31 protein-coding genes are annotated in these 25,910 nt (G+C 46.3%); 23 read left to right on the top strand and 8 right to left on the bottom strand.

The window, feature by feature from the left end; translation table 11 throughout:
* Positions 1–7 precede the first annotated feature (7 nt).
* From spoVG to V7M78_RS05320, 3 genes are all read left to right on the top strand, one after another.
* Entirely contained in the window at positions 8–292 is a 285-nt protein-coding gene (spoVG, locus tag V7M78_RS05330; RefSeq protein WP_333647179.1) for a septation regulator SpoVG, read from the top strand.
* Positions 293–468: 176 nt separating this feature from the next.
* Positions 469–1,455: a diaminopimelate dehydrogenase gene (locus V7M78_RS05325; RefSeq protein ID WP_333647177.1), complete on the top strand. Its 987-nt coding sequence runs from the start codon at positions 469–471 to the stop codon at positions 1,453–1,455.
* A 27-nt stretch (positions 1,456–1,482) separates the two neighbouring features.
* Positions 1,483–1,893 carry a DUF3783 domain-containing protein gene (locus tag V7M78_RS05320; protein ID WP_333647175.1) on the top strand — a complete coding sequence of 137 codons (411 nt, stop codon included), beginning with the start codon at positions 1,483–1,485 and terminating at the stop codon, positions 1,891–1,893.
* Positions 1,894–1,966: 73 nt separating this feature from the next.
* Here the strand turns inward: V7M78_RS05320 and V7M78_RS05315 are convergent, their stop codons facing one another.
* From V7M78_RS05315 to V7M78_RS05295, 5 genes are all read right to left on the bottom strand, one after another.
* A complete protein-coding gene (locus V7M78_RS05315; RefSeq protein ID WP_333647173.1) occupies positions 1,967–2,716 on the bottom strand; it encodes a phosphotransferase family protein in 750 nt (249 codons plus the stop codon).
* A gap of 135 nt (positions 2,717–2,851) precedes the next feature.
* Positions 2,852–4,762 (bottom strand): 1,4-alpha-glucan branching protein GlgB, encoded by a 1,911-nt coding sequence (gene glgB / locus V7M78_RS05310; protein WP_333647172.1) that lies wholly within the window; start codon positions 4,760–4,762, stop codon positions 2,852–2,854.
* Positions 4,763–4,766: 4 nt separating this feature from the next.
* On the bottom strand, positions 4,767–6,101 hold the full coding sequence (locus V7M78_RS05305) for an alpha-amylase family glycosyl hydrolase (RefSeq protein WP_333647170.1): 1,335 nt from the start codon (positions 6,099–6,101) through the stop codon (positions 4,767–4,769).
* Positions 6,102–6,132: 31 nt separating this feature from the next.
* Positions 6,133–6,351, bottom strand: coding sequence for a YaaL family protein (locus V7M78_RS05300; protein WP_333647168.1), 219 nt, complete (start codon positions 6,349–6,351; stop codon positions 6,133–6,135).
* A 140-nt stretch (positions 6,352–6,491) separates the two neighbouring features.
* On the bottom strand, positions 6,492–6,833 hold the full coding sequence (locus V7M78_RS05295; protein ID WP_333647462.1) for an ArsR/SmtB family transcription factor: 342 nt from the start codon (positions 6,831–6,833) through the stop codon (positions 6,492–6,494).
* Between the two features lie 428 nt (positions 6,834–7,261).
* Between V7M78_RS05295 and V7M78_RS05290 the strand changes: the two genes are divergently transcribed.
* The 16 genes from V7M78_RS05290 (at position 7,262) to V7M78_RS05215 (ending at position 20,198) form a co-directional block, all read left to right on the top strand.
* The gene (locus V7M78_RS05290) at positions 7,262–7,780 is read left to right on the top strand and encodes a prepilin peptidase (protein ID WP_333647166.1); all 519 of its coding nucleotides are present in this window, start codon (positions 7,262–7,264) and stop codon (positions 7,778–7,780) included.
* A gap of 29 nt (positions 7,781–7,809) precedes the next feature.
* Entirely contained in the window at positions 7,810–8,796 is a 987-nt protein-coding gene (locus tag V7M78_RS05285; protein ID WP_333647460.1) for a hypothetical protein, read from the top strand.
* 11 nt (positions 8,797–8,807) lie between these two features.
* The gene (locus tag V7M78_RS05280) at positions 8,808–10,031 is read left to right on the top strand and encodes a CpaF family protein (protein ID WP_333647164.1); all 1,224 of its coding nucleotides are present in this window, start codon (positions 8,808–8,810) and stop codon (positions 10,029–10,031) included.
* Positions 10,032–10,077: 46 nt separating this feature from the next.
* Positions 10,078–10,755: a type II secretion system F family protein gene (locus V7M78_RS05275; RefSeq protein ID WP_333647458.1), complete on the top strand. Its 678-nt coding sequence runs from the start codon at positions 10,078–10,080 to the stop codon at positions 10,753–10,755.
* An 8-nt stretch (positions 10,756–10,763) separates the two neighbouring features.
* Positions 10,764–12,029, top strand: a complete 1,266-nt coding sequence (locus V7M78_RS05270; RefSeq protein ID WP_333647162.1) for an immunoglobulin-like domain-containing protein — start codon at positions 10,764–10,766, stop codon at positions 12,027–12,029.
* Between the two features lie 15 nt (positions 12,030–12,044).
* Complete coding sequence (locus V7M78_RS05265; RefSeq protein ID WP_333647160.1) at positions 12,045–12,230, top strand: Flp1 family type IVb pilin; 186 nt, start codon at positions 12,045–12,047, stop codon at positions 12,228–12,230.
* On the top strand, positions 12,230–14,116 hold the full coding sequence (locus tag V7M78_RS05260) for a DUF5702 domain-containing protein (RefSeq protein ID WP_333647158.1): 1,887 nt from the start codon (positions 12,230–12,232) through the stop codon (positions 14,114–14,116). Before V7M78_RS05265 ends, V7M78_RS05260 begins: the two co-directional genes overlap by 1 nt.
* Positions 14,117–14,128: 12 nt before the next feature.
* Entirely contained in the window at positions 14,129–15,055 is a 927-nt protein-coding gene (locus tag V7M78_RS05255; RefSeq protein ID WP_333647156.1) for a TadE/TadG family type IV pilus assembly protein, read from the top strand.
* Between the two features lie 52 nt (positions 15,056–15,107).
* On the top strand, positions 15,108–15,542 hold the full coding sequence (locus V7M78_RS05250; protein WP_333647154.1) for a prepilin peptidase: 435 nt from the start codon (positions 15,108–15,110) through the stop codon (positions 15,540–15,542).
* Positions 15,539–15,928, top strand: coding sequence for a hypothetical protein (locus V7M78_RS05245; RefSeq protein ID WP_333647152.1), 390 nt, complete (start codon positions 15,539–15,541; stop codon positions 15,926–15,928). The genes V7M78_RS05250 and V7M78_RS05245 overlap by 4 nt, the downstream gene beginning before the upstream one ends.
* A gap of 1 nt (position 15,929) precedes the next feature.
* On the top strand, positions 15,930–17,261 hold the full coding sequence (locus tag V7M78_RS05240) for a DUF6382 domain-containing protein (protein ID WP_333647150.1): 1,332 nt from the start codon (positions 15,930–15,932) through the stop codon (positions 17,259–17,261).
* A gap of 64 nt (positions 17,262–17,325) precedes the next feature.
* Positions 17,326–17,562 carry a hypothetical protein gene (locus tag V7M78_RS05235; protein ID WP_333647148.1) on the top strand — a complete coding sequence of 79 codons (237 nt, stop codon included), beginning with the start codon at positions 17,326–17,328 and terminating at the stop codon, positions 17,560–17,562.
* A complete protein-coding gene (locus tag V7M78_RS05230) occupies positions 17,540–18,454 on the top strand; it encodes an Rpn family recombination-promoting nuclease/putative transposase (RefSeq protein ID WP_333647146.1) in 915 nt (304 codons plus the stop codon). The genes V7M78_RS05235 and V7M78_RS05230 overlap by 23 nt, the downstream gene beginning before the upstream one ends.
* A 135-nt stretch (positions 18,455–18,589) precedes the next feature.
* Positions 18,590–19,210 carry a rhomboid family intramembrane serine protease gene (locus V7M78_RS05225; protein WP_333647144.1) on the top strand — a complete coding sequence of 207 codons (621 nt, stop codon included), beginning with the start codon at positions 18,590–18,592 and terminating at the stop codon, positions 19,208–19,210.
* A gap of 17 nt (positions 19,211–19,227) precedes the next feature.
* Positions 19,228–19,644 (top strand): HIT family protein, encoded by a 417-nt coding sequence (locus V7M78_RS05220; protein ID WP_333647142.1) that lies wholly within the window; start codon positions 19,228–19,230, stop codon positions 19,642–19,644.
* Between the two features lie 17 nt (positions 19,645–19,661).
* A complete protein-coding gene (locus V7M78_RS05215) occupies positions 19,662–20,198 on the top strand; it encodes an RNA polymerase sigma factor (protein WP_333647140.1) in 537 nt (178 codons plus the stop codon).
* Position 20,199: 1 nt separating this feature from the next.
* On the opposite strand, the gene V7M78_RS05210 is transcribed toward V7M78_RS05215, so the two are convergent.
* Positions 20,200–21,267, bottom strand: coding sequence for an undecaprenyldiphospho-muramoylpentapeptide beta-N-acetylglucosaminyltransferase (locus V7M78_RS05210; RefSeq protein ID WP_333647138.1), 1,068 nt, complete (start codon positions 21,265–21,267; stop codon positions 20,200–20,202).
* A 155-nt stretch (positions 21,268–21,422) separates the two neighbouring features.
* On the opposite strand from V7M78_RS05210, the gene V7M78_RS05205 reads away from it, so the two are divergent.
* On the top strand, positions 21,423–21,746 hold the full coding sequence (locus tag V7M78_RS05205; RefSeq protein WP_333647136.1) for a hypothetical protein: 324 nt from the start codon (positions 21,423–21,425) through the stop codon (positions 21,744–21,746).
* Between the two features lie 12 nt (positions 21,747–21,758).
* On the opposite strand, the gene V7M78_RS05200 is transcribed toward V7M78_RS05205, so the two are convergent.
* The gene (locus V7M78_RS05200; RefSeq protein ID WP_333647134.1) at positions 21,759–22,118 is read right to left on the bottom strand and encodes an arsenate reductase family protein; all 360 of its coding nucleotides are present in this window, start codon (positions 22,116–22,118) and stop codon (positions 21,759–21,761) included.
* A 118-nt stretch (positions 22,119–22,236) separates the two neighbouring features.
* Between V7M78_RS05200 and V7M78_RS05195 the strand changes: the two genes are divergently transcribed.
* The 3 genes from V7M78_RS05195 (at position 22,237) to V7M78_RS05185 (ending at position 23,954) form a co-directional block, all read left to right on the top strand.
* Positions 22,237–22,764 (top strand): nucleoside recognition domain-containing protein, encoded by a 528-nt coding sequence (locus tag V7M78_RS05195; protein WP_333647132.1) that lies wholly within the window; start codon positions 22,237–22,239, stop codon positions 22,762–22,764.
* A 107-nt stretch (positions 22,765–22,871) separates the two neighbouring features.
* Entirely contained in the window at positions 22,872–23,327 is a 456-nt protein-coding gene (locus V7M78_RS05190) for a MarR family winged helix-turn-helix transcriptional regulator (protein ID WP_333647130.1), read from the top strand.
* 90 nt (positions 23,328–23,417) lie between these two features.
* Positions 23,418–23,954 (top strand): GerMN domain-containing protein, encoded by a 537-nt coding sequence (locus tag V7M78_RS05185; RefSeq protein ID WP_333647128.1) that lies wholly within the window; start codon positions 23,418–23,420, stop codon positions 23,952–23,954.
* A gap of 73 nt (positions 23,955–24,027) precedes the next feature.
* Here the strand turns inward: V7M78_RS05185 and V7M78_RS05180 are convergent, their stop codons facing one another.
* Positions 24,028–25,848 carry a DUF885 domain-containing protein gene (locus V7M78_RS05180; protein ID WP_333647126.1) on the bottom strand — a complete coding sequence of 607 codons (1,821 nt, stop codon included), beginning with the start codon at positions 25,846–25,848 and terminating at the stop codon, positions 24,028–24,030.
* Between the last annotated feature and the right edge of the window lie 62 nt (positions 25,849–25,910).

The following is a 25,910-nucleotide window of genomic DNA, read 5'->3' as shown; positions in this document are numbered from 1 at the left end:
TTTTAACATGCAGATTACAGACGTGAGAGTGAGACGGATTGAAAAAGAAGGAAAGATGAAGGCCATTGTATCCATTACTTTAGATAACGAATTTGTTATTCATGATATTAAGGTGATTGAGGGTGAAAATGGTTTATTCATCGCCATGCCGAGCCGGAAAGCGGCCGATGGAGAATACCGGGATATTGCCCATCCCATAAATTCAGGAACACGTGATATGATTCAGAAGGTGATTCTGGATAAATATGAGACCACAACTCTGGAAATACCGGATGTGGCAGCAATGGCATAGTTTAGATGAAAGAAGCTGGTGTAAAGGCAGATGAACCGTCTGCCGGAGCATCAGCTTTATTTTTCTGCAGCCCCCTCTTTTAGCATGCAAAACTATTTGCAAAACAGGATTTACACATGGCTCTTTTTGGAGTTATAATAAAAAACGAACAAATTTCTGGAAAGGCGGCTAAAAATATGACAATTAAAATAGGTATTGTAGGCTATGGAAACCTGGGAAGAGGCGTGGAGTGTGCCATCCGCCACAACCCGGACTTAGAGCTTACCGCAGTATTTACAAGGAGAAATCCGGAATCCTTAAAGGTATTGACACCGGGCGCAAAGGTGTATTCCTATGAGGAAGTTTTTTCTTTTAAGGACTCTGTTGACGTTCTGATCCTGTGCGGCGGAAGCGCCTCAGATCTTCCGGAACAGACCAAAGCTCTTGCAGAGCATTTCAACGTGGTTGACAGCTTTGATACCCATGCCAAGATTCCTCAGCATTTTGCAGCAGTGGATGAAGCCGCTAAAAAGGGGAAAAAGGTGGCAGTCATATCCGCAGGCTGGGACCCGGGCATGTTCTCCTTAAACCGTTTGTATGCAGGAGCCATTTTGCCGGGAGGCAGTGATTATACCTTCTGGGGCAAGGGGGTCAGCCAGGGCCATTCCGACGCTATCCGCAGAATTTCCGGCGTTAAGGACGCAAGACAGTATACGGTTCCGGTGGAAGAGGCCTTAAAGGCTGTAAGAAGCGGAAGCAATCCGGAGCTGACAACCAGACAGAAGCACACCCGGGAGTGCTTTGTGGTGGCAGAAGAAGGGGCTGATTTAGAGCGGATCAGAGAAGAGATCGTGACCATGCCTAATTATTTCGCTGATTATGACACAACCGTTCAGTTTATTACAGAGGAAGAGCTGATGCGGGACCACAAGGGAATCCCCCACGGCGGATTTGTCATCAGAACAGGGACAACCGGCTGGGAGGATGAGAACAGCCATGTGATCGAATACAGCTTAAAGCTGGATTCCAATCCGGAATTTACGGCTTCCGTACTGGCCGCTTATGCAAGGGCGGCTTACCGCTTAAATCAGGAAGGACAGCAGGGCTGCAAGACAGTATTTGACGTTGCCCCGGCGTATTTAAGCTCCTTAAGCGGGGAAGAATTGAGGAAAAACCTGTTATAATATAAGCAGGAGCAGGAGGAATAGGAAATGGCAGCAGGGAAAGAGATGGTTTTATACTATCAGCCGGAGTCGGACAAGCAGAAGGGCAATGGTACAAAGGCTGCTAAGCTGAAATCTGTACTGGTGCGTATGGGTGTCCGGATTAAAAATATTTCTCAGGAGCAGATGGGACAGACCGTAGGCTATCTGGCCGGCATTGAGGGCTTTGAGGAACAGGAAGCAGAGGCGTGTCCTCCTGTGGAGGAAGAGCTTCTGGTTATAAAGAACTTTTCCAACTCCAGGCTGGATGAGTTTTTGATGAACTTAAGGCGGGCAGAAGTGGAAAAAATCGCCTTAAAGGCGGTGCTGACCGACACCAACTGCAAATGGAAGCTTTATGACCTCTATCAGGAGCTTGTAAAGGAACATGAGGAAATGTCCAAAAGGAAACAGAAATAAGACGGAAAAAATGGTATCCCAAGTCAAGTTATTATGACTTTTGGGATACCATTTTTGCTCTATGTATTGATTTTTATTGGTAATCGCAGACACTTGCCCATCTCTGCAGTAATTCTGCTTCCTGGGGCCTTCTCTTGGACAACTGGGCTGCCGCAACGATGGGGAGCCATTTCTGAACGTATTTCTTTGCTGTTCCGGTTTTCTTGCAGAACAGATCCATGTACATATCTGCCTTGTTCTGGTCATAGAGGCAGAAAAGTAAGTAGGTTCTTGCAACATCGGCACTGGCATTGCCCTGAGTGGCATGTACCCAGTCCAGGACGAACATGGTTCCGTCATCCTTTACGATAATGTTGGTTGGATTAAAGTCTCCGTGGCACAGCTTTGTGTGCTTTGGCATGCTGTCAAGCTGTGTCCGCATATCGTACACAGTCACATCGCTCAATTCTTCCGTATCCATGATCTGGCGTGACATCTTATCCTTTAACTTATTGAGAAGAGGACACTGTTTTGCCATGATGCTTAAGTGAAGATCAACCATCTTTTCCATGTATTCCGGTAACTTTTCAGGGTTCTCATCCATGAGCTGCTGGAGGGTCTTGCCTTCAATGAAATCAAAGGTAATGGCCCACTTTCCTTCAAAGACACTGACTTCCAATACCTTGGGAACGTTGATTCCGCCTACTTCTTCTACACGGGCGGTAATCAGAGCCTCATTTAAAACCTCTGCCTTCGGGAAATCAGCGTTAAAAACCTTCAGCGCCTTATCTCCATCACGAAAGACCTTTTTTGTTGCAGTTGTCGCAATTAATTCTGCTGCCATAAAAACCTCTCTCCTTCCATACCATAAGTTTAAAGCAAATGATGCATTGACTTGTACCTATATATTACTACATATCCAGTAAAATGTATAGTTAAATTTTTGTCAAAGTCTGAAAATCTGCCTTATGGCCTTGAATTAAAAGCGGAAAACCGCCGCTCCATAGGCAGGAAGGGAATATGCAAAGGAGTATTCCTGCCCATCCCATTCCTTTAGGGCAGAGCGGAAGGAGGGGGCTTTTTCTCCCCGCTTATACAGGCCGTGGCTCTCGCTTAAAACAAGAGTAAATCCGCCGCGTTTGGGAACACCTACCCGGTAGTCCGGATAAGCCACAGGGGTGAAGTTTAATACAAACAGCAGGTTGTTTTTGCGGTCTTTGCCGTACCGGATAAAACTAAAGATGCTGTGTTCGCTGTCATTGGCATTTACCCAGGAAAAACCATTCCAATCGTAGTCTTTTTCGTAAAGAGCCGGGTATTTCTTATAGAGATGGAGAAGATCACTTACATACTCCTTAAGGTCTTTTCCCAAAGGCTCGTCAGCCAGATACCAGTCCAGAGCAGTCTTTTCATCCCACTCGTGGAATTGTCCGAAGTCCTGGCCCATAAACAGCAGCTTTTTGCCAGGATGGCCCAGCATAAAGGTGTAGCCCAGCTTTAAGTTTGAAAACTTATCCTCTAAAAGCCCCGGCATTTTGTTGATCATGGAACATTTCAAATGAACCACTTCATCGTGGGACAGTACCAGAATGTATTTTTCACTGGTAAAATAGGAAAGTCCGAAGGTCATTTTATTGTGATTGAATTTGCGGAAATATGGGTCCAGCTTCATGTATTCCAGGAAATCGTGCATCCATCCCATGTTCCATTTGAAGGTAAAGCCAAGGCCTTCTTCTTTGGGCTCTCCCGTGACCTTTGGCCAGGCTGTGGATTCTTCTGCAATGACCATGGCGCCGTTTCCCCGCTCCGTCATCACGCTGTTTAAGTGTTTGAAAAATTCAATGGCTTCCAGGTTTTCATTGCCGCCCCTGCTGTTGGGAACCCATTGTCCGTTATTTCTCCCATAGTCCAGGTAGAGCATGGAGGCCACTGCATCCACACGGAGTCCGTCCACATGGAACTTTTCCACCCAGTAAAGGGCGTTGGCAATGAGAAAGTTGCTGACCTCAAATTTGCTGTAGTCAAAAACCTTGGTTCCCCAGTCCGGGTGCTCACCCTTTCTCGGGTCTGCATATTCGTAACATGGCTCCCCGTCAAAGTCAGCCAGTCCGTGGGCATCCCTTGGGAAATGAGCGGGAACCCAGTCTAAGATAACTCCAATCCCTTTTCGGTGCATGTAGTCCACAAAATACATAAACTCCTCAGGCGTCCCGTACCTGGAGGTAGGGGCAAAGTAGCCTGTCACCTGGTAACCCCAGGAGCCATCGTAAGGATGCTCCGCAATTCCCATTAATTCCACATGGGTATAACCCATTTCTGATATGTAATCCGCCAGCTCATGAGCCGCCTCCACATAGGTGTAAAACCCGTCTTTTTCTTCCCGGTTTTTCTTCTTCCAGGAACCTAAGTGGACTTCATAAATGCTGACAGGTCCCTCTAACAGAGCATTGGCCTTCCGCTTTTCCAGCCAGGTGCTGTCTCTCCATTTAAATCCTGATAAATCAGCTGTAATTGAAGCTGTCTGGGGACGGTATTCTCCTTGAGCAGCATAAGGATCAGCTTTAAAAAGTATCTTCCCACTCTTTGTGGTAATGGCAAACTTATACAGTTCCCCCGCGCCGACGCCGGGAACAAAGGCTTCCCAGATTCCTGAGTCAGCCAGCAGGTCCATAGGAGTGGTGTCCGGGTTCCAGCCGTTAAAGTCGCCTGCAACCCCTACCTGCTCTGCATGAGGGGCCCAGACCGCAAAATACATCCCGTCTTTTCCCTTATAGGTTTTTGGATGAGCTCCCAGCTTTTCATAAATTTCATAATGCTTTCCGTTGTTGTAAAGATACCGGTCTACCTCCGTAATAAAGCCTGTTCCGATTTCTTTTTTCTTCTCTGCCATATGCTCACCCCTCCATGATTTTTAATATTACACCCCGGTTTGCCGGAATGGTTAACTGGATTTTCTGATCCCTGACAGGGTATTGCTCCCCGCTGAGAAGATCCACGGCAATGTCCCCTTGTGACGGACATGCGATCTGCACAAACGCTTCCTTGTCATCGTTGTTGACTGCTGTGACAAGGGCTTGTCCCTCGTAAAACCTGGCAAAGGCATACTGCCTGTTGGTGAGAAGCAGCTCCTGATACCGTCCTCCGTGAAAATGGGGATTTTCTTTGTGAATCTGTCCCAGCCTGCCGATCAAACCGGACAGAGAATTGGTTTTTGCCTCTCTGTCTGAAATGGAAATGGCCGGGCGAAGGGCAGAATCATCCCAATTGGTCCGTTTTCCTTCTATTCCGAATTCGCTGCCATAATAGACAGACGGAATGCCCGGAAGGGTAAATAATAAAGTGTAAACCGGATATAGATGGGACTGGTCCTGCAGCTTGCTGGCAATCCGGTCCTCATCGTGATTGTCCACAAAGGTATAAAGCTGGAGCCCTAAAGGGTCAAGCCGTTTTACGTTGTGGGCAATTTCAAAGTAATTGTGATCGTTGTGGCCGGAATAAATGCTCTTATGTAGTTCGTAATTGGTGACAGAGTGGAGCATGGAGTCATTGGCCCATCTGCCGTAATCTCCGTGTATCACCTCGCCCATGAGCCAGAAGTCTTCCTTCATCCGGCTTGTCTCGTCCCGCAGCTCTTTCATAAATCCAAAATCCAAAACATTGGCGCAGTCTAAACGGATGCCGTCGATGTCAAAGGTCCGAATCCAGAATTGTATGGTATCGAACAAATACTGCTTTACCATGGGGTTATAAAGATTGAGACAGGGAAGCTCATAATGCCCCTGCCAGGCCTCGTATCCAAAGGAGTCCCCAAGGGGGCTGCTTCCTCCGAAGCCGATTCCTTTATACCAGTCCTTGTAAGGGGACTGCTCTCTGTTTTTTACAATGTCCTGAAACGCAAAAAAATCTCTTCCTGTGTGGTTGAATACACCGTCGACCACCACCTTGATTCCTGCCTCGTGGCAGAGGGCTGTAAATTTCTGAAATCCCTCCTGGCTTCCCAGGCGGCGGTCCACCATCCGGTAATCGCGGGTATCGTATCCGTGGGTAGAGGATTCAAACAGTGGCCCGATGTAGATCGCATTGCACCCAAGAGAGCGGATATGGGGAATCCATTGTTCCAGCTCTTCAAAATGGCCGGATACAGTGTCTTCCCTGTTTTCCTTCGGTGCGCCCACAAGCCCCAGGGGATAGATGTGATAAAACACTCCCCCTTCATACCACTTGCTCATATACTTATCCTCCGGTTTCTTGTAATGTACCTTATACCTCCCTGCTTTTAAAGCGGCGAAGGAGGAACTGATAACGCAATTGTGCTGCGTTAAGCTCGTAAATGTAACAATCAATCAGGGTTGGGTCAACAACCTGCTCAAAGTGATTTCTGGCGGAATCGATAGCGGTTTTGGAACGTTCGATCTCACATCTTAAATTCCATTCGTCTTCTGATGGAGCCAAATGTTTTTTTAAAAGCCCGTTTTTCATATTGTCATCTCCAGATTCATATTTTTATACCAGGCCCTCTTTAATCAGCCACAGGCTGTCCGGACCTTCTTATACCTTTAAGGTTTAGTATATCTGGAAAATGCCACTTTATTCATAAATTACCTGTATAATTTTTGATTTTATGAAATACGGCCTGAAAGTCCCTGTAAAAACTGTCCCAGGGAGTAAAGCTTTTGTGTGCTGTCCCCAATGGTGAGGTAGTAATAATTGGCTGTTCCCTCCTGGCGGACATCAATAAGGCCCGCGTCTTTTAAAATTTTCAGATGATGGGAGACGGCAGGGCGTGACAGCCTGGTCTGCTCCGTGATCTCCTTTACGTTCATTCCCTGTTTTTTTGAGGCTGAGTAGCCGCTGATTACGCCTGACATATCATTTCCCAGGCTGTCATAAAGGCCTGTCCGCGCAAGGGCTGAAACAATGGTCAGGCGGACTTCATCTCCCAGGGCGATAAAAAGAGGCATGCAATCCTGAAAAAGTTTATTAAAATCCTGGGCCTCCAACGGTGAAATCCCTCCTTTGGTTTAAAAAGATAAACTAATTACATTCTACCATCCGGAGCAAAGAACGTCAATGTTTTCAGAGTGAAAAATTGTAATATATGCTGTAAAAAAACTAAAAAATCCGAAAAATTTGTTCAAAATATGAAAAACAGGAGAGAAATCCCAATAATTAGGAAGGCTTTGGGAAAAAGCCATGTATACAATATTTCCTGGAAAAAACTGTTGACATCAGCTGGTATCTTGTGCATAATAAAGGCACATTCAAGTATGCTTTCTGCGTACATTCTTTGGTATCATTTTATTATTCCAAAGCTGATATTCCAGCAAAAAATTCCAGGACTTATATTTTTAAAAAGAGGGGGAGTGATTGTATCGTCAGACATGTTATTTTGTTGCTCATTTTAGGGGCAGGGGCTTATTTTGATGTCCGGGAACACCGGATTCCCAACTGGCTTGTACTTTCGGGGTTTATAATCGGCATTCTGCTGGACCTTCTCCGGTCAGCAGAGGTGTTAAAGGGCGCTGTATTCTGGCAGGTACTGTTTCTGTTTTGTTTTAAATTTGCCGCGGCCTCAGCCGTATTTCTGCCCCTCTTTCTCTGCCGGATGATGGGGGCAGGCGATATTAAGGTCATTGGGCTCATTGTTGCCTATCTGGGCCCTGTAGCCGGTGCTGCAGCTCTTTTGCCCGGACTTCTCATAGGCGCTGTCTGGTCCTTTGCCAAGATGGCTGCGAAGGGTATTCTGTTCAAGCGTTTATCCTATTTTTGGGATTATGTAAAACGTGTACGCCAGACGGGCAGGTTTCCGGCTTATTACAGTTCTTCCAGAGACGGCTATGAGGTGGTCATACCTTTAGGCCTGTGCCTTTTCCTGGGAATGCTGGTTTACATTATATTACTGTATTAGAAGGAGGTTTTTATTTGGCAAAAAAAGTGATGGCAGTTTATGACCCGGACCCTGTCTATGGGGAACGGCTTGCAGAATATGTCAGCCATAGGGGGCAGGTTCCCTTTTCCGTAACCGCATTTACCTCCCTGGAGAGACTGAAGGCTTATGCCAGGGACCATGAGATTGAGCTGCTGCTGATCCACTCCTCTGTTCCGGCAGAGGAGGCGGAGAAAATAGGAGCAGCAAGGATGATCCGGCTGGCCGGTGAGGAAGAGGAATATGAGGAAGGAGGGCCTGTACAGATTTATAAATATCAGGCTGCAGACAGCATGATGCGGGAGGTGATGGCCTGTTACTGCTCGGCAGAAGGAGAGCCGGTATTTGCCGGAGTGTCGGGAACGGCATGGATTATCGGCATCTATTCCCCGGTAAACCGGTGCTTAAAGACCTCCCTTGCCCTGACCATGGGCCAGTTGATGGCCAGGGATTTAAAGGTACTGTATTTGAATTTGGAGGACTGCTCCGGACTGAAACGTCTGACAGGAGAAGAATACAGGGGAGGCCTGTCAGAGCTTTTGTATTATTACAGTCAGAATGAATTTAACTGGGGACGCCTAGGCTCTCTGGTTTACACCTGGGGAGATCTGGATTACGTGCCTCCGGTCCGCTATCCGGAGGACCTTTTCCAGGTGACGGCCCAATCAATGGCGGATCTGGTGGAAAGGATTTCCAGAGAGAGCACCTATGAAACTGTGATTTTAGACCTGGGCCAGTTTGGGGCAAAGGCTCTGGAGGTGCTGGAAATCTGCGATGTGGTGTATATGCCGGTGAAAGAGGACTGCGTCTCTGCGGCAAAGATTGAGGAATTTGAGGAATACCTGGCTTCCTCCGGTCATGAACCGTTAAAAAACCGCATTCAGAAGCTGAAGCTTCCCTATCACTGCAGTCCGGGAAGAAAGGGCAATTACTTAGAGCAGCTTCTATGGGGAGAGCTGGGGGATTATACAAGGCAGCTTTTAAGGAAACAGCCGTAAGGAGGACAAGGATGGACGAGGAACAGAGGAGGAGACTCCGGGAAGACATTATGAGGGAGCTGGATGAAAGACAGGCGGTAAGTGACGAGGAGCTGTATGATATGATAGACCGGCGGCTTTTAGACCGTGGGCAGAACTGCTTTCTGCCTTTAAAGGACCAGGTCTGGCTCCGGAGCAGGCTTTTTGACTCCTTCCGGCGTTTAGGGGCTCTTCAGGAGCTGGTGGATGACAGGGAGATTTCTGAGATCATGGTAAATGGGGCAGACCGTATCTTTGTGGAGAGAAAGGGATATATGACCCGGTGGGAAAAGTCCTTTGACAGCCAGGAACAGCTGGAGGATACCATACAGCAGATCGTCAGCAGGGTAAACCGGACGGTCAATGTATCAAGGCCCATTGCCGATGCCAGACTGCCGGACGGCTCCAGGGTTCATGTGGTGCTTCCGCCCATTGCTTTGGACGGCCCTGCGGTGACCATAAGAAAATTCCCGGAGCCCATTACCATGGCAGGACTTCTGGCTCTTGGTTCCGTCACCAAAGAGGCGGCGGCTTTTCTAAAATCTATTGTGGAGGCAGGGTATAATATTTTCATCAGCGGCGGCACCAATTCGGGAAAGAGCACCTTTCTCAATGCCCTCTCTGCTTATATTCCCCAGGATGAGCGAATTGTGACCATAGAGGATTCTGCAGAGCTTCAGATCACCCATATACCCAATCTGGTGCGCCTTGAAACCAGGGAAGCCAATGGAGAGGGAGAAGGGGAGATTACCATTGGGGACTTGATCAGGGCGTCTTTGAGAATGAATCCTTCTCGAATTATTGTGGGAGAGGTCAGGGGAAAAGAGGCTCTGGATATGATATCTGCCATGAATACAGGACATGACGGAAGCCTCAGCACAGGACATGGAAACAGCCCCAGGGATATGCTGTCCAGGCTGGAAACCATGGTGCTGATGGGAGCAGATATTCCCCTGGCGGCAGTCAGAAGCCAGATCGGGGCGGCCATTAATATTCTGATCCATCTGGGGCGTTTGCGGGATAAGAGCAGAAGAATTTTGTCCATTGCGGAGGTGTCTGGCTATGAAAACGGAGAAATCAGGCTCAATACCTTATTCCGGTTTGAAGAAGACGAAGAAAACCGGGAAGGAACAAAAGGGGTACAGGGGAGTCTTAAAAAGGTGGGAAGTCTTCAGAACACCGAAAAGCTTAAAGCAGCAGGCATTACAATACGATAAATACATTCTGACACCGGCTCAGTGGTGTTTGTACGGACTTCAGGGCGTGGCAGCAGGCGGGCTGTTCGCTTATGTCTTTTACCGCAGCATTGCAGCATTTCTCATATTTCTTCCATTCGGAATTATTTTTCCCATAATCAAAAAAACAGAGTTAAAAGAAAAAAGGCTTCAAAAGCTGAACCTGGAATTTAAAGAAGGGATTTTACTGCTGTCCTCTTTTTTAAGTGCCGGTTATTCGGTGGAAAATGCATTTTCCTCCTCTGTCAGGGAACTGAAGCTGTTATATGGAGAGGAAGGGTTGATTTCCATGGAGTTTGGGCATATTGCAGGCCAGATTCGGATGAACCGCTCTGTAGAACAGGCACTTTTGGAATTTGCCGGACGAAGCGGCCTTGACGATGTGAAAAACTTTGCAGAAGTGTTTGCGGCGGCAAAACGAAGCGGAGGGGAGCTGGTTTCCATCATCAGCCGGACAGCTTCTGTGATCCGGGATAAGGTTCAGGTGAGGCAGGAGATTTTAACCATGACGGCATCCAAGCAGTTTGAACAAAAGATCATGAATGGGATACCCTTTTTCATTGTCCTTTACATTGATATGACGTCACCGGGCTTTTTTGATCTGATGTATGGAACGGGTGTGGGAAGGATTCTCATGACAGCCTGCATGGCCGCTTACATAGCCGCATTTGTCATTGCCAGAAGAATTATGCAGATTGAGATATAGGAGGGAGCATGAAGAAAATGGTAAGGAGCAGATTTCAATTGCCGAAGCTGCCTGTTACAAAAACCCAGGCAGCCTGTGCGGCAGGAGGATTTATTTTATATGCTGTCATGAGCTTGATCCATGGAGGAAACCAGGATTTATCCCAGGAAGGGCTTAAAAGGGCCGGACCGGGAAATGGGGAGACCTCTTATGAGCTTTCCGTATCAGGCTTTCATCAAAAGGAGGGAACCGGGAAAATAACCGTTGACCTGCCTGTAAGGGAAAGGAAGTATAAGGAGCAGGAAGCAAAGGAGCTGCTTAAAAAGCTGGGAGAGGAACTTAAGGTGCAGATTCTAGGAGAAAATGAGTCCCTGGAGGAGGTGAGAACCAATTTAAGTTTAAAAACCGGCCTCTCCGGGTACGGGTTTAACATCAGCTGGGAATCGGAAAATCCTGAGCTGATTGACTCTTTTGGAACCGTTCACAATGAAGAAGTCTCTGAGAAGGGAGAATCTGTCTGGTTAAGTGCCTGGCTGACAGATGGAATCCATGAGCGCAGATATGAATATAAGATCGTTGTCTATCCGCCTGTGCTCACTCCGGAAGAACAATTGGCAGCAGCTTTTAAAAAGTGGGCGGATCAGGCAGATATGAAGCAGCAGACAGAGGAAAAACTTATGCTTCCCGCGGTTTATGATGGTCAGACACTGGCTTACAGCCTGGTAAGGGATGAGGACTACCGGTTCCTTCCCGTCCTTGGAGTCTTGCTGGCAGCGCTCCTTCATGCCAAGAAAGAAATGGACAGGCAGAAGCAGGCCAAGGAGAGGGAACAGCAGCTTCTTTTTGATTACTCTGAGGTGGTTTCCAAGCTTGTGGTCTATGTGGGAGCAGGGCTTACGGTGAGAGGGGCCTTGGAACGGATGGCAGCAGGATATGAAGAATCCTTAACCTCGGGAAAGGGGAGAGTGCGTCCTGCCTATGAAGAAGTGGTAAAGACGGTGAGACAGTTGGGAAGCGGGCAGGGGGAGGGGAAGGCCTATGGGGAGTTTGGGCGAAGGTGCGGGCTCCAGTCTTATTTGAAGCTTTCCGCCCTCCTGGAACAGAGCCAGAAAAATGGAAGCCGCCAGCTTCGCCCAGCTTTAGAGCTTGAGCTTGTTTCCGCCTTTGAACAGAGGAAGAACCTGGCTAAGAAGCTGGGAGAGGAGGCGGGAACAAAATTGCTGCTTCCTCTGCTTTTGATGCTGGGAGTGGTTATGGTTATGATCGTGGTTCCTGCATTTCTGGCATTTTACTAGGAAGGGGGTGATGAGATGGGAGAATTACTGAAAAAAGAAGTAATGGCTTTTCTAAGAGAAGAAGATGGCGTAGGTGTTATTGAGATTGTGCTGATTTTAGTGGTTTTAATCGGACTTGTGATTATGTTCAAGAAACAGATAACAACTCTTCTTGAAGGCATTTTTAAGGAGATCAACAGCCAGTCTAAAGAGGTGTATTGATGAAACGAAGCGGTCAGATAACGGTGTTTTTCAGCCTGGTGCTTATGTGCATATTCAGCCTTATGTGCGGACTTTTAGAGTCCGCACGGACCGCAGGTTCCAGATACTATTTAAAAATGGCTGCAGATTCAGCCATGGACTCCTTGTTCAGCCAATACCACAAGGAGGTCTGGGACCAGTACCGCCTTTTTTTTCTGGAGGAAAAAGATGAAGCTGAGCTTGAGGAAGCCTGGAAAGATTTTATGGAGCCTTATTTGGAAAGTTCCGGCTGGTACTCCATGGAAATAGAAAATGCAGAGGCCCTGCAGGTTTACCGCATGACGGATCAGGGAGGGAAGTATTTAAAACAGGATATTCTGGATTATATGAAATATGGAATATTTGAAAACCTCACCGATGAAACAGGGGCAGAAAATCTGCTGACCCAGCTAAAGGAAGCTGGGACCATAAAAAATTTATCAGGAGCCTACAGCGGACATACGAAGGAGGCTGTCCGTTTGGAACGGGCATTTCAGGATATCAGCGATTCCTTGAGAAAGCAGAAAGAATTATGGCAGGCAGCGGCCTCTGAGCTGGGCAGTTATAACGGGCCGGGCTTTCGAAGAAAGGCAGCAGAGCTTGAACAGGAAATGAGCCGGATTCCTCCCCTTGTGAAAGCCTATGGAAAAATGGCGGATCAGTTGAAAACAAAATGGAAGGAGTCAGAAGCTGCCATGTCCCAGGCACAGGAAGAATTAAGCCAAGAGGTCCGTGATACGCTTCGAGAGGAAACTGCCTGTTACGAGTCTTATATTAATGAAGACGGGGAACGGAGAAGGGAAATTGAAGCCCTTCCGGAGAAAATGACCCAGATTAAGGAGATCATAGAGAGGGCAAAGGAGCGTTCCGTTGAAGTAGAAGAAATCATTTCAGAATGGGACGATGATGATGAAGAGGATGACGGCCCTGATGAAGATGAATTGTGGGGGTCAGTAGAAGAAATATGGCAGAAAATCCCCATTCCTGTACTTCCCTACTCCAATGGAGTCAAAGATCCGGAAAAGCAGAAGATTTTAGAACAAGTGGGAGGCTTTGTCCAAAGCGGTCTTATGAAGCTGGTTCTTCCGGAAGGGACTGAAGTTTCCAAGGGAATCCTGGACTTTACGGACTTTCCATCTGCCTCACGGCAAGAAGGACAGGCGGAAATAGGCGGCCTGGTGGAGCGGATTTTGTTTCAGGAATACTGCGGCAGCTTTCTTACTGATTTTCTTTCCGAGGAGGATAAGGAGGTCAAGTATGAGCTGGAATACCTGATCGTAGGAAAAAATACGGATGAGGAAAACTTAAAAAAGGCGGTAGGGGATATTCTGATGATAAGAGAAGGCATGAATCTGATTCATATTCTGTCAGACAGACAGAAACGGGATGAAGCCAAGGCTCTTGCAAATGTGATCACCGGCTCCGCCGGTCTGCTTCCCCTTGCAGGAGTTGTGGCGTTTTTCATCATGAGTGTCTGGGCATTGGGAGAAGCGGTGATAGATGTAAAAATGCTTCTGGAAGGAAAAAAGGCGGCCTTTGTAAAGACAAAGGAGACTTGGAATCTGTCTCTGACCGGACTTTTGGAGCTGGGAAGTACAGGATCGTGCCCGGAAGGCGGAGATGATGAGAAGGGAATGGATTATGAAGGTTATTTAAAACTCCTTCTATTTATAGGAAATGAGGAAATTCACCGGTATCGGCTGATGGATGTAATCCAGATGAATATTTGCCGGAAACAGCAGGATTTTCGTATGGCTCATTGTGTCTATCAGGCAGAAATCAAGGGAACAGCCAATGCAAGACATATGTTTTTTGGAGGAAGAGATCCCTATTACCGGATGGAGGTTCGGACAGAAAAGGCATATTAAGGGAGGAGGCGGATGATGATGCCCTTTTTCAAGGAGCTTTCAGGAAAAAAAGAAAAAAAACATGTTACTCTCCAGGTACAAATCCCTCTTGTGAAATACGGGCTTTTTGTAAAGAGGGCATTATCATCCGCCTCCGGCCTCCGGGAAAAAGGGAGCCTGACGATAGAAGCAGCCATAGGGTTACCTCTTTTTCTGTTTCTCATGGTGATTCTGATGATGCCCATGGAGCTGATGAACCAGGAACGAAAGGCTCAGACGGCTTTGGAACGTGTGGGAGAAGAGGTGAGCCAGTATGCCTATGTCTTAGACCAGCTTAAACTGGAAGAAAAGCTGGAGGAATCCGGACTGGAGGGCGTCCCGGAAGAGTTTTTAAAGGGACTGACAGAACAGGGAATATTGCTTTATGTGAAAAAACGGGTAGAGAAAAATCTGGACTTTAAAAGGCTGGAATCCGTTTCCTTTTTCCATTCCTCTGTTTTAAGGGATGGGGAAACCATAGACCTGGTTATGAATTACCGGATAAAGCTTCCCTTTTCCACCTTTGGCCTGGACAGTGTTCCTATGACAGCCAGAAGCTGCCGCAGGGCTTGGACCGGCCGGGAGGGAGTCAAAGGGGAAGTTGATACAGAGGATGAGCTGGTTTATGTGGGAAGAAGCAGCACCAGATATCACAGGGACAGAACCTGTCATTATCTGTATAATGATTTAAAAAAGATTTCTTTTCAAGAAGCAGAAAACGTGCGGAACTCTTCCGGCAGAAAGTACCTGCCCTGCAGCCGGTGCGGCAAATTCGCCCAGGAAAATGGAAGCGTTTATATTATGCCTGGAGGAGAACGGTATCACAGTGATGCCCACTGCTCATCCATTGCCGCATATGCAGAAGCAGTACCTTTGTCTGAAGTCCGTCATCTGGGCGGGTGCTCATACTGCTCACAATAAGGTGGAGCTGCCCAAAGGTAAAGAGAGGCCCCCTGGGGGAGGAGGTGTATTTATGCTTGAAAGTATAAATAGAATTGTATTTAGTGTTTTCTTACTGATGGCCGCCTGGCAGGATGGAAGAGAGAAGCATATAAGCATATGGCTTTTGGCAGCAGCCGGACTGGCTGGTATTTTCCTGTCTTTCCTGAGGGCGGACTTTGGAACAGAACGGCTGTTAAGCAGTCTGGCAGGAGTTGGGCTTCTGATACTCAGCCGTCTGACCGATGAAGCCATTGGCTCTGGTGACGGCTGGTTTTTTACAGTCAGCGGACTCTATTTAACCCCGGTTTTAAATCTTAAGCTATTGATTTACGGAACCTTTTTAAGCGGACTTATCTGCGGGGGGATTTACTTTTACAGTCGGTTAAAGGGGAAGGATGTAAGAAGGCAGCCGGTGGCCTTCCTGCCCTTTCTTGTCCCGGTGTGGATTGGGCTGGTGATTCTATGAAGGGTAGTCTGCGCGGAAGCTATACCATAGAAGCCTCCTTTGTCATGGCCCTGGTTCTGTGGGCTCTGCTGTTTTCTGTTCAGTCAGCATACCGCCTTCGGGATGAGGTGGTGGGAGCCATGGCTCTGACAGAGTCAGCGGAGCGGCTTTCTCATAATGAGACAGAACTGCCTTCTGAGGCATCCTTGTGGGCCTCCAATAGAGCCGGAACACCTTTTTCCTGGAAGCAGTACGAATTTGAAGTTCGCTTGTCTGGGAACCCCATCACAGGGAGAAAGGTGAAGGCAGCTGGAAAGGGAGGGCGGTGGAGTCTGGAACTGGAACGGGATGTGTTTGACCCTGAAAACTTTTTACGGATGCTGACCTTGGTTCATCAGGAGGAATGAGATGAAGATTACATACAGACGGGAAATGAAACATAATTATTTGATCATTGAACCGGAAAACACGGGATATGACGGCTACGAAATCTATATGATGGAGGAAAACCGGATAGAGGGACTGCTGGAATTCCAGATGAAACAGATGGATGGACGGAGATATTATTACTATGAAATCACCTCAAAGCAGCCTTTGAACCGGGTTTTGGAATATCACAGTCTGGGGGAGGAGGAGTTAAAAAAACTAATCAGCAAAACAGCCCAGACCCTGGAACGGATGGAGGCATACCTGCTTCAGGAAAAGCAGATTCTTCTGGAACCGGAATATATTTATGTAAACCCTGAGACCTTTGAAATTCACCTCTGTCTTGTCCCGGGAAGACAGGGAGAATTTCCTGAGGATATGAGCGGGTTATTGAGATATCTTCTGGGAAAGGTGAACCACCAGGATAAGGAGTGTGTGGTAATGGCTTACGGCCTGTATCAGGAAAGCCTTAAGGAGAATTACGGAATAAGAGACCTGATGGAAATTGTAGGAAGGAATGGAGTGAAGGAAGAAAATCAGGAAGGAGAGGAAGGGCCATTTCCTGATAGCGGGAAAGCCGGGGAAACTCCTAATCTGCTGACTTCTAATTTTTCAGTGGAAGAAGCGGAAGGGGAAGATCATTTACTCCATGAAAAAAAGAAGGAAAGTTTTTTGGGGATGGGAATGGTGGCAGCAGCCTTGACCGCAGCAGCCGGAATGACAGCGATTCTATGGCTGATTTTTGGCATGGGAGGAATCCTTAGATTTTGGTATGGAAGCGTTGGCGCAGGTGCTTTTACCGCCTTTGTGATTTTATTTAAAGCACGCAAAGAACCCGGAATCCCTAAGGAAGAGAATTCTGGAATGAGGGAACCGAGCCGCCGTCCGGAAAGAGGAGACTATGACTGGAGAATGACCTTTGAGGAAGAGGGTAAAGAAAAAGAAAAGGAACCAAAGCCGGAACAGGTAAGAAGGGAGACTGCGCTGCAGACGGTTCTTCTGACAGACAGGACAGAAGATGAAGCTATCAGGTATTTACGTGCAACCACCCCTGATATGGAGGATATAGGAATCAGTTATATTCCTTATCTGATTGGAAAACAGGAGGGGTTAGTGGATTATGTTTTAAGCAGTGAAACCATCAGCCGGATTCATGCCAGAATAGACCGGGAGGGAGAAGAATACCGAATCAGCGATTTAAATTCCACCAATGGAACCTGCGTCAATGGACGGTTGCTGGAGACCAATGAGACTGTGGCCTTAAAAAAGGGAGACGAAGTTCTTATTGCCGATTTTGCATTCATATTTACATAAGAAGGTGCTTTGCAGATATTCTGATCTGCTTTATATATTTTAGAAGATGTGCCGGTGAGGAATAATGTGTAAGATTATAATTGCATGGAGAAGTAAATATTGTTATAATTTACTTAGGAAACCGCCATTTGAAGAAGGTATTCAGCTTGATAAAGAACTGGGCCTTTGGTGTTCAGAATCTCTGCAAGGCATATTAACTGTTCTATATAAAAACAGGAAGACTATGAGCATAGTTCCTATAGTGACAGATAAAAAAATGTGCCTGGGAGAAAAATGTAATGGCGGAAAAAGACTTAAGTGAAAAGCTGATCGAGGATTATGCTGATGTATTCGCAGATATCATCAATGTTTTGGCTTTCCGGGGAGAAAAGTTGCTGAATCCTTCCAATATTGTGGATGGCCGGACAACTTCAAGATATAAAGATGCAGATAAAAAGATCCGGGAGCATATCCGGGATGTAGTAAAGTATGATAAGCAGAAAACAACTCTTGCCGTTATTGGAATTGAGAATCAGAGCAGGGTGGATAAGGATATGGTGTTTCGGGTAATGGGGTATGATTTTACTTCTTATAAGAAACAGATTGATGAGGGTGAGCACCCGAAGCATCCGGTCATAACTCTGATCCTGCATTTTGGTATGAGCCCATGGGATGGTCCCAAGGATATACTGTCTGCCATTGACCAGAATCTGCCTTATGCGAAGTACTTTCCGGAAATTATTTCAAATCTGCATATCAATGTGATTGATGTAGCTTTTATCCCGGAGGAGACACGAAAGCAATTTATTTCCGATTTTCGGATTATTGCAGATTACTTCTGCGCGGTGAGAGAGAACCGGGAAGAGGAACTTCGGTATCATGAACAGGAAATAAAACATGTCTCAGAAATGCTGGATTTCTTTGCGGTTTTTGGAAGAGATAAACGTTTTAAAGACTGCAAACCGGTGATAATGAAAGAAATAGAGAAAGGGGCTGTCAGTATGTGTACTGTAATGGATTATGCTGAAAGGCAAGGGCTGACGAAAGGAAGGCAGGAGGGAAGACAGGAAGGAATGCAGGAAGGCATGGAAATGTTAGTTTCCAACTTCCTAAAAAAAGATAACCGTGTAAAATATACCGTTGAAATGCTGGGGGTTTCAGAAGAAATGGTTCTGGAGGTCGCTAAAAAGCTGGGAATTGAAGTTATCCCATAAACTAAGCAGGAATTACTTCATTTGACCGGTATTTTGCATGCAGAAAAAACTTCATCATTGAAATTTCGTGTTTATGTTTACATATTCCGTCCGCTTGTGCTAAAATATACATATTATTCTTGAAGGAGAGTGGTAATGGAGAACCTGGGCTGGAGAAGAAGGGCATATGTGAATATGGGACTGATTGTTTTAAATGTGGTCTATTTCTTTTACTTAGAAATAACCGGTTCTACCTCCCATACAGGATTTATGGTATCTCACGGAGCCATGTATGCGCCTCTTGTTCTGGAAAACGGGGAATACTACCGGCTGCTCACTTCAATTTTTATGCATTTTGGTATTAATCACATTATGAACAATATGCTTATTTTGTTTATTTTGGGTGATAACCTGGAGAGAGCCTTGGGTCATATCAAGTATCTGATATTCTATCTGCTCTGCGGAGTGGGGGCCAATGTGGTCTCCATGGCAGTGAATATAAGGGAATACCGGGATGTAGTTTCCGCAGGTGCTTCAGGTGCCATATTCGGTGTAATCGGCGGTCTTTTGTATGCTGTAGCCGTTAATCGGGGACAGCTGGAGGATTTAAGCACCCGTCAGCTGGTCATTGTCATTATGAGCTCCCTGTATTTTGGTTTTACCAGTACAGGTGTGGATAATACAGCTCATGTTGCAGGGCTGGTGCTGGGAATTTTGTTCGGTCTGATTCTATACCGCAGGCCCCGCAGGAAACCTTACAGGGAAATATGGGATTGATTAAAAGAGGTGAGAGTATGAGAAAAGATGATTGTATTTTCTGCAAAATTGCGAATGGAGAAATCCCTTCTGAAACGATTTATGAAGATGATATGTTCCGCACGATTATGGATCTGGGGCCTGCTTCCAAGGGGCATGCTTTGATTCTTCCCAAGCAGCATTACAGGGATCTCTGTGATCTGGACAGGGAAACAGCAGAAAAGGTTCTTCCCCTGGCTGCTAAAATCGGAGAGGCCATGAAAAAGTCACTGGACTGTAAGGGGTTTAATGTTGTGCAGAATAATGGAAAGGAAGCAGGTCAGACTGTTTTTCATTATCACGTACATCTGATCCCCCGCTATGAGGACGGCCCTGATATGGTTTCATGGGCGCCGGGAAAAGCAGATCCGGAAGAATTAAAACAAACAGGAGCCGCTATAAGAAGCGCCCTATAATCAGAGGAATAAAATCAATGAGCATACATGAAGATGAAAATTTGTTATTGATGTCCATATACGGAAAGTATCAGGGCTTACTCAGGCGGATAGCCAAAGCACTTAATGTACCAGATATAGAGCTGGATGACGTGGTACAGGAAACCTTTATTTCCTATTTCCAAAATTATTCATTAACATGGACGGACGCACGAAAGAAGAGCATGCTGATTAAAATTTTAAAGAGCAAAGCCATTGACTGCCTTCGCAGAAACGGCCACTACGAAAAGGTGAGCTTGGATGAGGAAGATGCGGTCAGCGAAATGCCAGGGTTTGTGGTTACCGATCCTTTGGATGTCATTCTTGGAGAAGAAGCACTTTTAAAGATAGCCAGCGGGATATTCAGCATGCGGGAAGAGTGGAGGGAACTGGCAATTCTCTATTTTCTTGAACAGCGGACAATTCCTGAAATTTGTGAAAAATTAAAAATTCCGGGAACAGTATGCCGTTCCCGGATATACCGGACCAGAGTCTGTCTAAAAAAGATTCTCGGTCCCAGCTTCGATATCAGATAAGTCAATGACCGGCCAGAGCTTCAATTTTGTCAATGATGGAGTCGACAGCGTTATTCAGCTGGCTCTGCTCCATCTTTGCCAGGAAGTCCTGCCGGTTTTTCATGGTTTCAGTGACAGCCTGCAGCAGAGAGTCGCCGGATAGTTTTTCTTCCTCCAGAACGAAACTGAAGCCCTGTCTGGCAAAGGATCTGGCATTTAAGATCTGATCTCCCCGGCTGGCGGAAGCGGAGAGCGGTATCAGAATATTAGGCTTTTTAAGAGCCAGGATTTCGCAGATCGCATTGGCACCTGCTCTGGAAATCATAAGGTCGGCAGCAGCAAAAAGGTCTTTTAAGGGAGAGTCAACATATTCAAACTGTACATATCCCGGAGTATTGGCAAGACTTTTGTCCAGATTGCCCTTTCCGCAGATATGTATTACCTGATAATTTTTTAAGAGTTTGGGAAGAATGCCCCGTACGGTATTATTGACGGTAACAGAGCCTAAGCTGCCTCCGATGACCAGAATGACAGGTCTGCTGGGAGAAAGTCCGGCATGGGAAAGTCCTTTCATCCGGTCACCCTGCAAAAGCTCTTTCCGTATGGGAGAGCCTGTCAGGACTGCCTTATCTTTTGGAAGGTAGGCCAGAGTCTCGGGAAAGTTGCAGCAAACCTTTGCAGCAGCCGGGATACACATCTTATTGGCAAGGCCCGGAGTCATATCTGACTCATGGATGATGACAGGAACCTTGCAGTGCTTTGCAGCAAGTACCACAGGTACGGTTACAAAGCCGCCCTTTGAAAATACCACATCCGGTTTGCATTGCCTGATCAGCTTTAAGGCTTCTCCATATCCTTTCAGCACCCGGAAGGGGTCCGAGAAATTCTTTAAATCAAAATACCGGCGGAATTTACCGGAGGAGATCCCGTAATAGGGAATGCCGGCTCCTTCAATAAGGGTCCGTTCGATGCCCTGATAAGATCCTATATAGCGTATATCGTAATTTCTTTCTTTTAAAGACGGAATTAAAGCCAGGTTCGGAGTGACATGGCCGGCAGTGCCTCCGCCGGTTAAAATGATTTTTTTCATAAAGCTTGCCTCCAGAATTCGATCTGCTGCAGAAACAAAAAAGGTTTCTGCAATAATTTTATATACTACTATAGTAAACGTTAGCTGTAAAAAGTCAACCCCGAAGCAGACGGGAATTTGAGGATAACTTGTATATAAGAGGTGGAAACGGGAAGATGGATAGAAAGAACAAGGAAAAAGGTTCCATTTTAAAATGGATTATATACCGTAAAAAGTCTCAGGAAAAGCTGGAGGCTCATTTGGTTGATTATATGCAGAAAAACCTGGAATTAACACCCGGGCAGCTTTCTCCTCCCACTGGGGAATTTCAAAAAATCATGGAGGAGCTTGGCAAAAGGGGAAAAGAAACTGTCATAAGGCGGCAGATCAGGCTTTTTCATCAAAGCTTCCGGGCGGTACGCATGGTTCAAAAGCCCCTTATCCTCCTCATGGCAATTATAATCATGGCAGCAGTCTATGCTGTTGGGTGCCCTTTCTGAATGGAAAGCCGTTTATTTCCCTAAATATTTTTCCCATTCCTCTTCTTTAAAGCCGGTCAGGACAAAATTTTCTCCAATGACCAAGGGGCGTTTCACCAGCATCCCTTCTGTTGACAGCAGGCTGATCTGTTCCTTTTCGCTCATGTCTGGAAGCAGATCCTTTAGATGTTTTTCCTTATAAAGGATGCCGCTGGTGTTAAAGAACCGCTTTATGGGAAGGCCGCTTTTGGCAATCCACTCCGTAAGCTCATCAGCATTGGGATTTTCTTCTTTTATATTTCTGGAATCGTAATCAACCCCATGGGCATCCAGCCACTTTTTTGCGTTTTTACACGTACTGCAGGGCGGGTATTGTAAAAATAAAACTTTCATGATTGCAGATCTCCTTTCGGTTTCTCTTTTGTTTCCCCATTATTATATCCTGAAACCGGCTGAATGAAAAGGCTGCTGCTGGAATAAACTATAACAATTCAGTGATTTCAGGTGAAGTATGAGATTTTTATTGTTTTTATCGGAAGCAGCAGTGCCCCTCATCATTTTCTACATTGTAGGCTTTGGCATACTGTCAAAACGGCCTGTTTTTGATGATTTTATAAATGGAGCCAAGGGGGGGATGAAAACGGTAGCTGGGATCATGCCCACACTGATCGGACTTATGACAGCCGTAGGAGTTCTCCGGGCTTCCGGTTTTCTGGATTTTCTGGCAGAGCTGTTGACAAAGCCGGCAGCCCTTTTGTTCCTCCCGGCTCCTGCTGTCCCGGTGATTTTAGTCCGTCTCGTATCAAACTCTGCGGCAATGGGCCTGGTTCTTGATATTTTTAAGAAATACGGAACTGACTCCTATGTGGGAATGTTGGTTTCCGTGGTGATGAGCTGCACGGAAACAGTATTTTATTGCTTGAGCATTTATTTTGGAACTGCAAAAATAAAGAAAACCCGTTACACTTTGGCCGGCGCTCTGGCGGCGACTGCCGCAGGAGTGGCAGCCAGTGTCTTTTTAAGCCGTTATTTGGTATAAAAGGGATTTTTTAATGGTGATTTTAAGAATTTTATAAGAATTCAGGTGGTTGCCTTGAAATACATAATCATGTATAATTACGGGGAAGCTTTTATTGTCATAAAGGTATGAAGGGGATAGACGTGGATACTTACGGAACTCTTAACGAAGTATTGGTAAGACTGTTTCGGGATATTATGGATATAGAACAGCGTGCTGTCATTACACCGGAATTTAATAATGTCACGAACAATGATATGCATGTAATAGAAGCCATTGGAATCAATGAGCCAAAGAATATGTCGGCCATAGCAAAGGAATTATCTGTTACGGTGGGCACACTGACCATTGCCATGAACAGTCTCGTGAAAAAAGGGTATGTGATCCGCCAGCGGGGCAAGGAAGACCGCCGCGTTGTCTATATCTCTCTTTCGGAAAAAGGAAAAGAAGTCTATGGGCACCATGCCAGATTTCATCAGGAGATGATTGAAGGTGCCATTTCAGGCTTAAGTGAAAATGAGATAGAAGTTTTGACAAAAGCGTTGACCAAACTGAACCGATGGTTTCGGGGCTTGAACAAATAAGCGGCAGAGCAGCTTACGGGTTCATGAACCGGCAGCAAACCCATTGTGAAGGTCCGCTTTACTAGAATTTTAAGGAGGCAATACCCAATTATGAGAAAATTTTTCTTTTTTTTATTGAGCATTATGCTGCTGTCTTCCCTGGCAGCCTGTACCCCCACCCAGCCAAAGATGGAGACCAAGGCACCGGACCCTCAGATGATGGGCCCTACCGGAGGAGCATCTGATAAGGTTCCTGATCCCAATGTGGAGCCTATGGAAATCATTTCCGTATATAGTCAGAATGATGACGCAACCGGCTTGAACCAGGCCATGGATGCGGTGGATGAACTGACTGCAGAAGCCCTTGTGGACAAGCTGATTGAATACGGCGTTCTGGAAGAGGGAACAGAGGTTTTAAAATTTGAGGAAGCAGACGGGACAGGCACTCTGGATCTTTCCAAAGTTCCGACCAGCGGTTCGGCAGGAGAGCTGCTTATGCTGACGGCAGTGGGCAATACTTTTACCGAGAATTTTGAGCTGCGCCAGTTAAAGCTTTTGGTGAATGGAAAGAATTATTCCAGCGGTCATATTGAGCAGGGAGATGACGATTATCTGCAATATGTGAAGAATTACAAGGAAATTAAATAAAGTAAAAAAGCGTCTTGGGAATCAATTGGCTACATAGACTCCCAAGGCGCTTCTTTTATGTTGGATTTTCTTTTTATTTGCTGCGAAGCTGCCCGTTCAGCCAGCTTCGGAATAAGGGCTGTATGACGGAAAATGGTGCAGGTCCTGTGTCCAGAAGAAATGTGTGGAATTCCTTCAAATCAAAGTTTTCCTTTAAAATCCGCTGGGCCGCTCCCTTCATTTCCATGATTTCCAGATACCCTACATAATATTCCATGTAATTTCCCGGGTTTTCCACCAGGCTGCTGTAGATGGAGTCCACAATATCGGTGTTTTCCACATTGTAAAAGGTGCCCAGATATTTTCCTACCTGATCCTGATCCCAGCCCTCATAGTTGATGCAGATATCCAGATAAGCATAGATGCCCAGGGTAACTGCCGTATTGTGGGCCAGAAGCTCTCCAAGATGGGGGGCCAGCCCATTATCCAGGGTGTAGGAATAAAATTCCACATAGGTGGCCCATCCTTCCGAGTAGCTGGGGAAGGAGAGGATGGTTCTCAAATCGCTTGGCTTTTTGCTCAGGAAGTAAACGTTCTGATACAGGTGCCCCGGATAGCCTTCATGGGCGAGGGTGGGAAAAAGATCCTCATTTTGAAAGCGGGGATTATTGTTAATATAAATCGTGTTTTCTTCATAGCGGTCAATGGGAGGAACCAGATAAAAGGCCGGGCTTAAGGAAGCTTCCAAAGCCGCCGGAACCTGTTTGACCGTATAAGTGCATTCCGGTGGCTCCGGGAAATCCTCTTTGATCTGAACCTTTAAGGATTCTAAGATTTCCTCCGGTGACTGATAATCGAATGAGTAGCTTTCAAGGGAGTCAAGAACCTCAGGATGCTCCTTTGTGATCTCACTTAAAGCCTGTATATCGGCCCCCATCTGCTTTTCAATGGCCTTAGTCAACTGCGCAATGGAATCGTAAGAGGTTCCGGTGCTGGAATTTACCAGGTATTCGAAATAGCGTTTTCCCTCCGGATACCAGAACAGCCCCTTATCATTGGTACCGGTTCCCATAAGGGCGGTAATTCCGTTGATCAGATTTTTGTAGGCAGGGACGAAGTGCTCCTCTAAAACCTTTAAATTCTGTTCTTTATAAGCGGCCTTCTCCTCCTCGGTCAAGTCGGTAAGAGCATCGATCCGGCTGTTAAAGGTTTCTGCCAGAAAGCTGTGGTCCGGCTGGATTAAGTAGGCTTCGCAGGATTTTAACACGTTGTCGGCAGCAGAATCGGACATAAAAAGCCCTGCTTCGGATTTCTTTTTTTCAAATTCCAGAATCTGTCCATAATAATGATCAATGGTGGAAAGAAGAGAAAGATAATGGTCCACATCAGCCTTGGTGTAAAAGCTGTATTCTGCAAACAGAACGGGAAGCTGTGCCTGAATTCCAATGGTGCTTGTGAGGGGCTTTGAATAGAGCTCCATCCCTTCGGAGGTCAGCTCTGTTTCTATGTAGGAATCAAGGACCTTATAAGTCAGCCTTTGTTCATCAGTTAAACGGCGCTGGTCAAATTCCCTCAGCTTCTTTTTTAACTGCTTTAATTCCTCCGCATTCTCCTTCATCTTATCCAGGGAAAAATCGCCGAGAGTCAGGGGAACGGTATCAAATCCCCTTGCGGCAGGATCTGCGATGCTGAAATGAAAACTGATTCCGGAGTTCTCTATTTCCTCCCGGAACAAATCATCTGTAAACTGATCGAACTGATCTTGCATGGCCGTATCACCGGCCCGGTATTGTTCATATCTCCCGGTATCAGGGGGAGCCGGTTTCTGGGGCAGCGCCTTACAGGAGACGAGCAGGAAACCCGCCAGAATCATGATAAAAAGATGGGGGAATTTCCTTGGGATACAGTTTTTCATATACGATTCCTCCGTAATTTGTGTCAGGCTGAAGGGAACTTCCTTCAACCTTCACTATTATT

It is taken from the genome of Lacrimispora sp., from assembly GCF_036758025.1.
Taxonomy (GTDB): Bacteria; Bacillota; Clostridia; order Lachnospirales; family Lachnospiraceae; genus Lacrimispora.
Note: the sequence above shows the minus strand (reverse complement) of the source record. Positions and strands in the feature narration are given on the sequence as shown.

What these genes read in the sequence shown, in the direction of transcription:
- spoVG (WP_333647179.1), top strand. Translation starts at nt 8, where the DNA reads ATGCAGATTACAGACGTGAGAGTGAGACGGATTGAAAAAGAAGGAAAG.
- V7M78_RS05325 (WP_333647177.1), top strand. Translation starts at nt 469, where the DNA reads ATGACAATTAAAATAGGTATTGTAGGCTATGGAAACCTGGGAAGAGGC.
- V7M78_RS05320 (WP_333647175.1), top strand. Translation starts at nt 1,483, where the DNA reads ATGGCAGCAGGGAAAGAGATGGTTTTATACTATCAGCCGGAGTCGGAC.
- V7M78_RS05315 (WP_333647173.1), bottom strand. Translation starts at nt 2,716, where the DNA reads ATGGCAGCAGAATTAATTGCGACAACTGCAACAAAAAAGGTCTTTCGT.
- glgB (WP_333647172.1), bottom strand. Translation starts at nt 4,762, where the DNA reads ATGGCAGAGAAGAAAAAAGAAATCGGAACAGGCTTTATTACGGAGGTA.
- V7M78_RS05305 (WP_333647170.1), bottom strand. Translation starts at nt 6,101, where the DNA reads ATGAGCAAGTGGTATGAAGGGGGAGTGTTTTATCACATCTATCCCCTG.
- V7M78_RS05300 (WP_333647168.1), bottom strand. Translation starts at nt 6,351, where the DNA reads ATGAAAAACGGGCTTTTAAAAAAACATTTGGCTCCATCAGAAGACGAA.
- V7M78_RS05295 (WP_333647462.1), bottom strand. Translation starts at nt 6,833, where the DNA reads ATGCCTCTTTTTATCGCCCTGGGAGATGAAGTCCGCCTGACCATTGTT.
- V7M78_RS05285 (WP_333647460.1), top strand. Translation starts at nt 7,810, where the DNA reads ATGGCAGTTTATGACCCGGACCCTGTCTATGGGGAACGGCTTGCAGAA.
- V7M78_RS05280 (WP_333647164.1), top strand. Translation starts at nt 8,808, where the DNA reads ATGGACGAGGAACAGAGGAGGAGACTCCGGGAAGACATTATGAGGGAG.
- V7M78_RS05270 (WP_333647162.1), top strand. Translation starts at nt 10,764, where the DNA reads ATGAAGAAAATGGTAAGGAGCAGATTTCAATTGCCGAAGCTGCCTGTT.
- V7M78_RS05265 (WP_333647160.1), top strand. Translation starts at nt 12,045, where the DNA reads ATGGGAGAATTACTGAAAAAAGAAGTAATGGCTTTTCTAAGAGAAGAA.
- V7M78_RS05260 (WP_333647158.1), top strand. Translation starts at nt 12,230, where the DNA reads ATGAAACGAAGCGGTCAGATAACGGTGTTTTTCAGCCTGGTGCTTATG.
- V7M78_RS05255 (WP_333647156.1), top strand. Translation starts at nt 14,129, where the DNA reads ATGATGATGCCCTTTTTCAAGGAGCTTTCAGGAAAAAAAGAAAAAAAA.
- V7M78_RS05250 (WP_333647154.1), top strand. Translation starts at nt 15,108, where the DNA reads ATGCTTGAAAGTATAAATAGAATTGTATTTAGTGTTTTCTTACTGATG.
- V7M78_RS05245 (WP_333647152.1), top strand. Translation starts at nt 15,539, where the DNA reads ATGAAGGGTAGTCTGCGCGGAAGCTATACCATAGAAGCCTCCTTTGTC.
- V7M78_RS05240 (WP_333647150.1), top strand. Translation starts at nt 15,930, where the DNA reads ATGAAGATTACATACAGACGGGAAATGAAACATAATTATTTGATCATT.
- V7M78_RS05235 (WP_333647148.1), top strand. Translation starts at nt 17,326, where the DNA reads ATGTGTAAGATTATAATTGCATGGAGAAGTAAATATTGTTATAATTTA.
- V7M78_RS05230 (WP_333647146.1), top strand. Translation starts at nt 17,540, where the DNA reads ATGGCGGAAAAAGACTTAAGTGAAAAGCTGATCGAGGATTATGCTGAT.
- V7M78_RS05225 (WP_333647144.1), top strand. Translation starts at nt 18,590, where the DNA reads ATGGAGAACCTGGGCTGGAGAAGAAGGGCATATGTGAATATGGGACTG.
- V7M78_RS05220 (WP_333647142.1), top strand. Translation starts at nt 19,228, where the DNA reads ATGAGAAAAGATGATTGTATTTTCTGCAAAATTGCGAATGGAGAAATC.
- V7M78_RS05215 (WP_333647140.1), top strand. Translation starts at nt 19,662, where the DNA reads ATGAGCATACATGAAGATGAAAATTTGTTATTGATGTCCATATACGGA.
- V7M78_RS05210 (WP_333647138.1), bottom strand. Translation starts at nt 21,267, where the DNA reads ATGAAAAAAATCATTTTAACCGGCGGAGGCACTGCCGGCCATGTCACT.
- V7M78_RS05205 (WP_333647136.1), top strand. Translation starts at nt 21,423, where the DNA reads ATGGATAGAAAGAACAAGGAAAAAGGTTCCATTTTAAAATGGATTATA.
- V7M78_RS05200 (WP_333647134.1), bottom strand. Translation starts at nt 22,118, where the DNA reads ATGAAAGTTTTATTTTTACAATACCCGCCCTGCAGTACGTGTAAAAAC.
- V7M78_RS05195 (WP_333647132.1), top strand. Translation starts at nt 22,237, where the DNA reads ATGAGATTTTTATTGTTTTTATCGGAAGCAGCAGTGCCCCTCATCATT.
- V7M78_RS05190 (WP_333647130.1), top strand. Translation starts at nt 22,872, where the DNA reads ATGAAGGGGATAGACGTGGATACTTACGGAACTCTTAACGAAGTATTG.
- V7M78_RS05185 (WP_333647128.1), top strand. Translation starts at nt 23,418, where the DNA reads ATGAGAAAATTTTTCTTTTTTTTATTGAGCATTATGCTGCTGTCTTCC.
- V7M78_RS05180 (WP_333647126.1), bottom strand. Translation starts at nt 25,848, where the DNA reads ATGAAAAACTGTATCCCAAGGAAATTCCCCCATCTTTTTATCATGATT.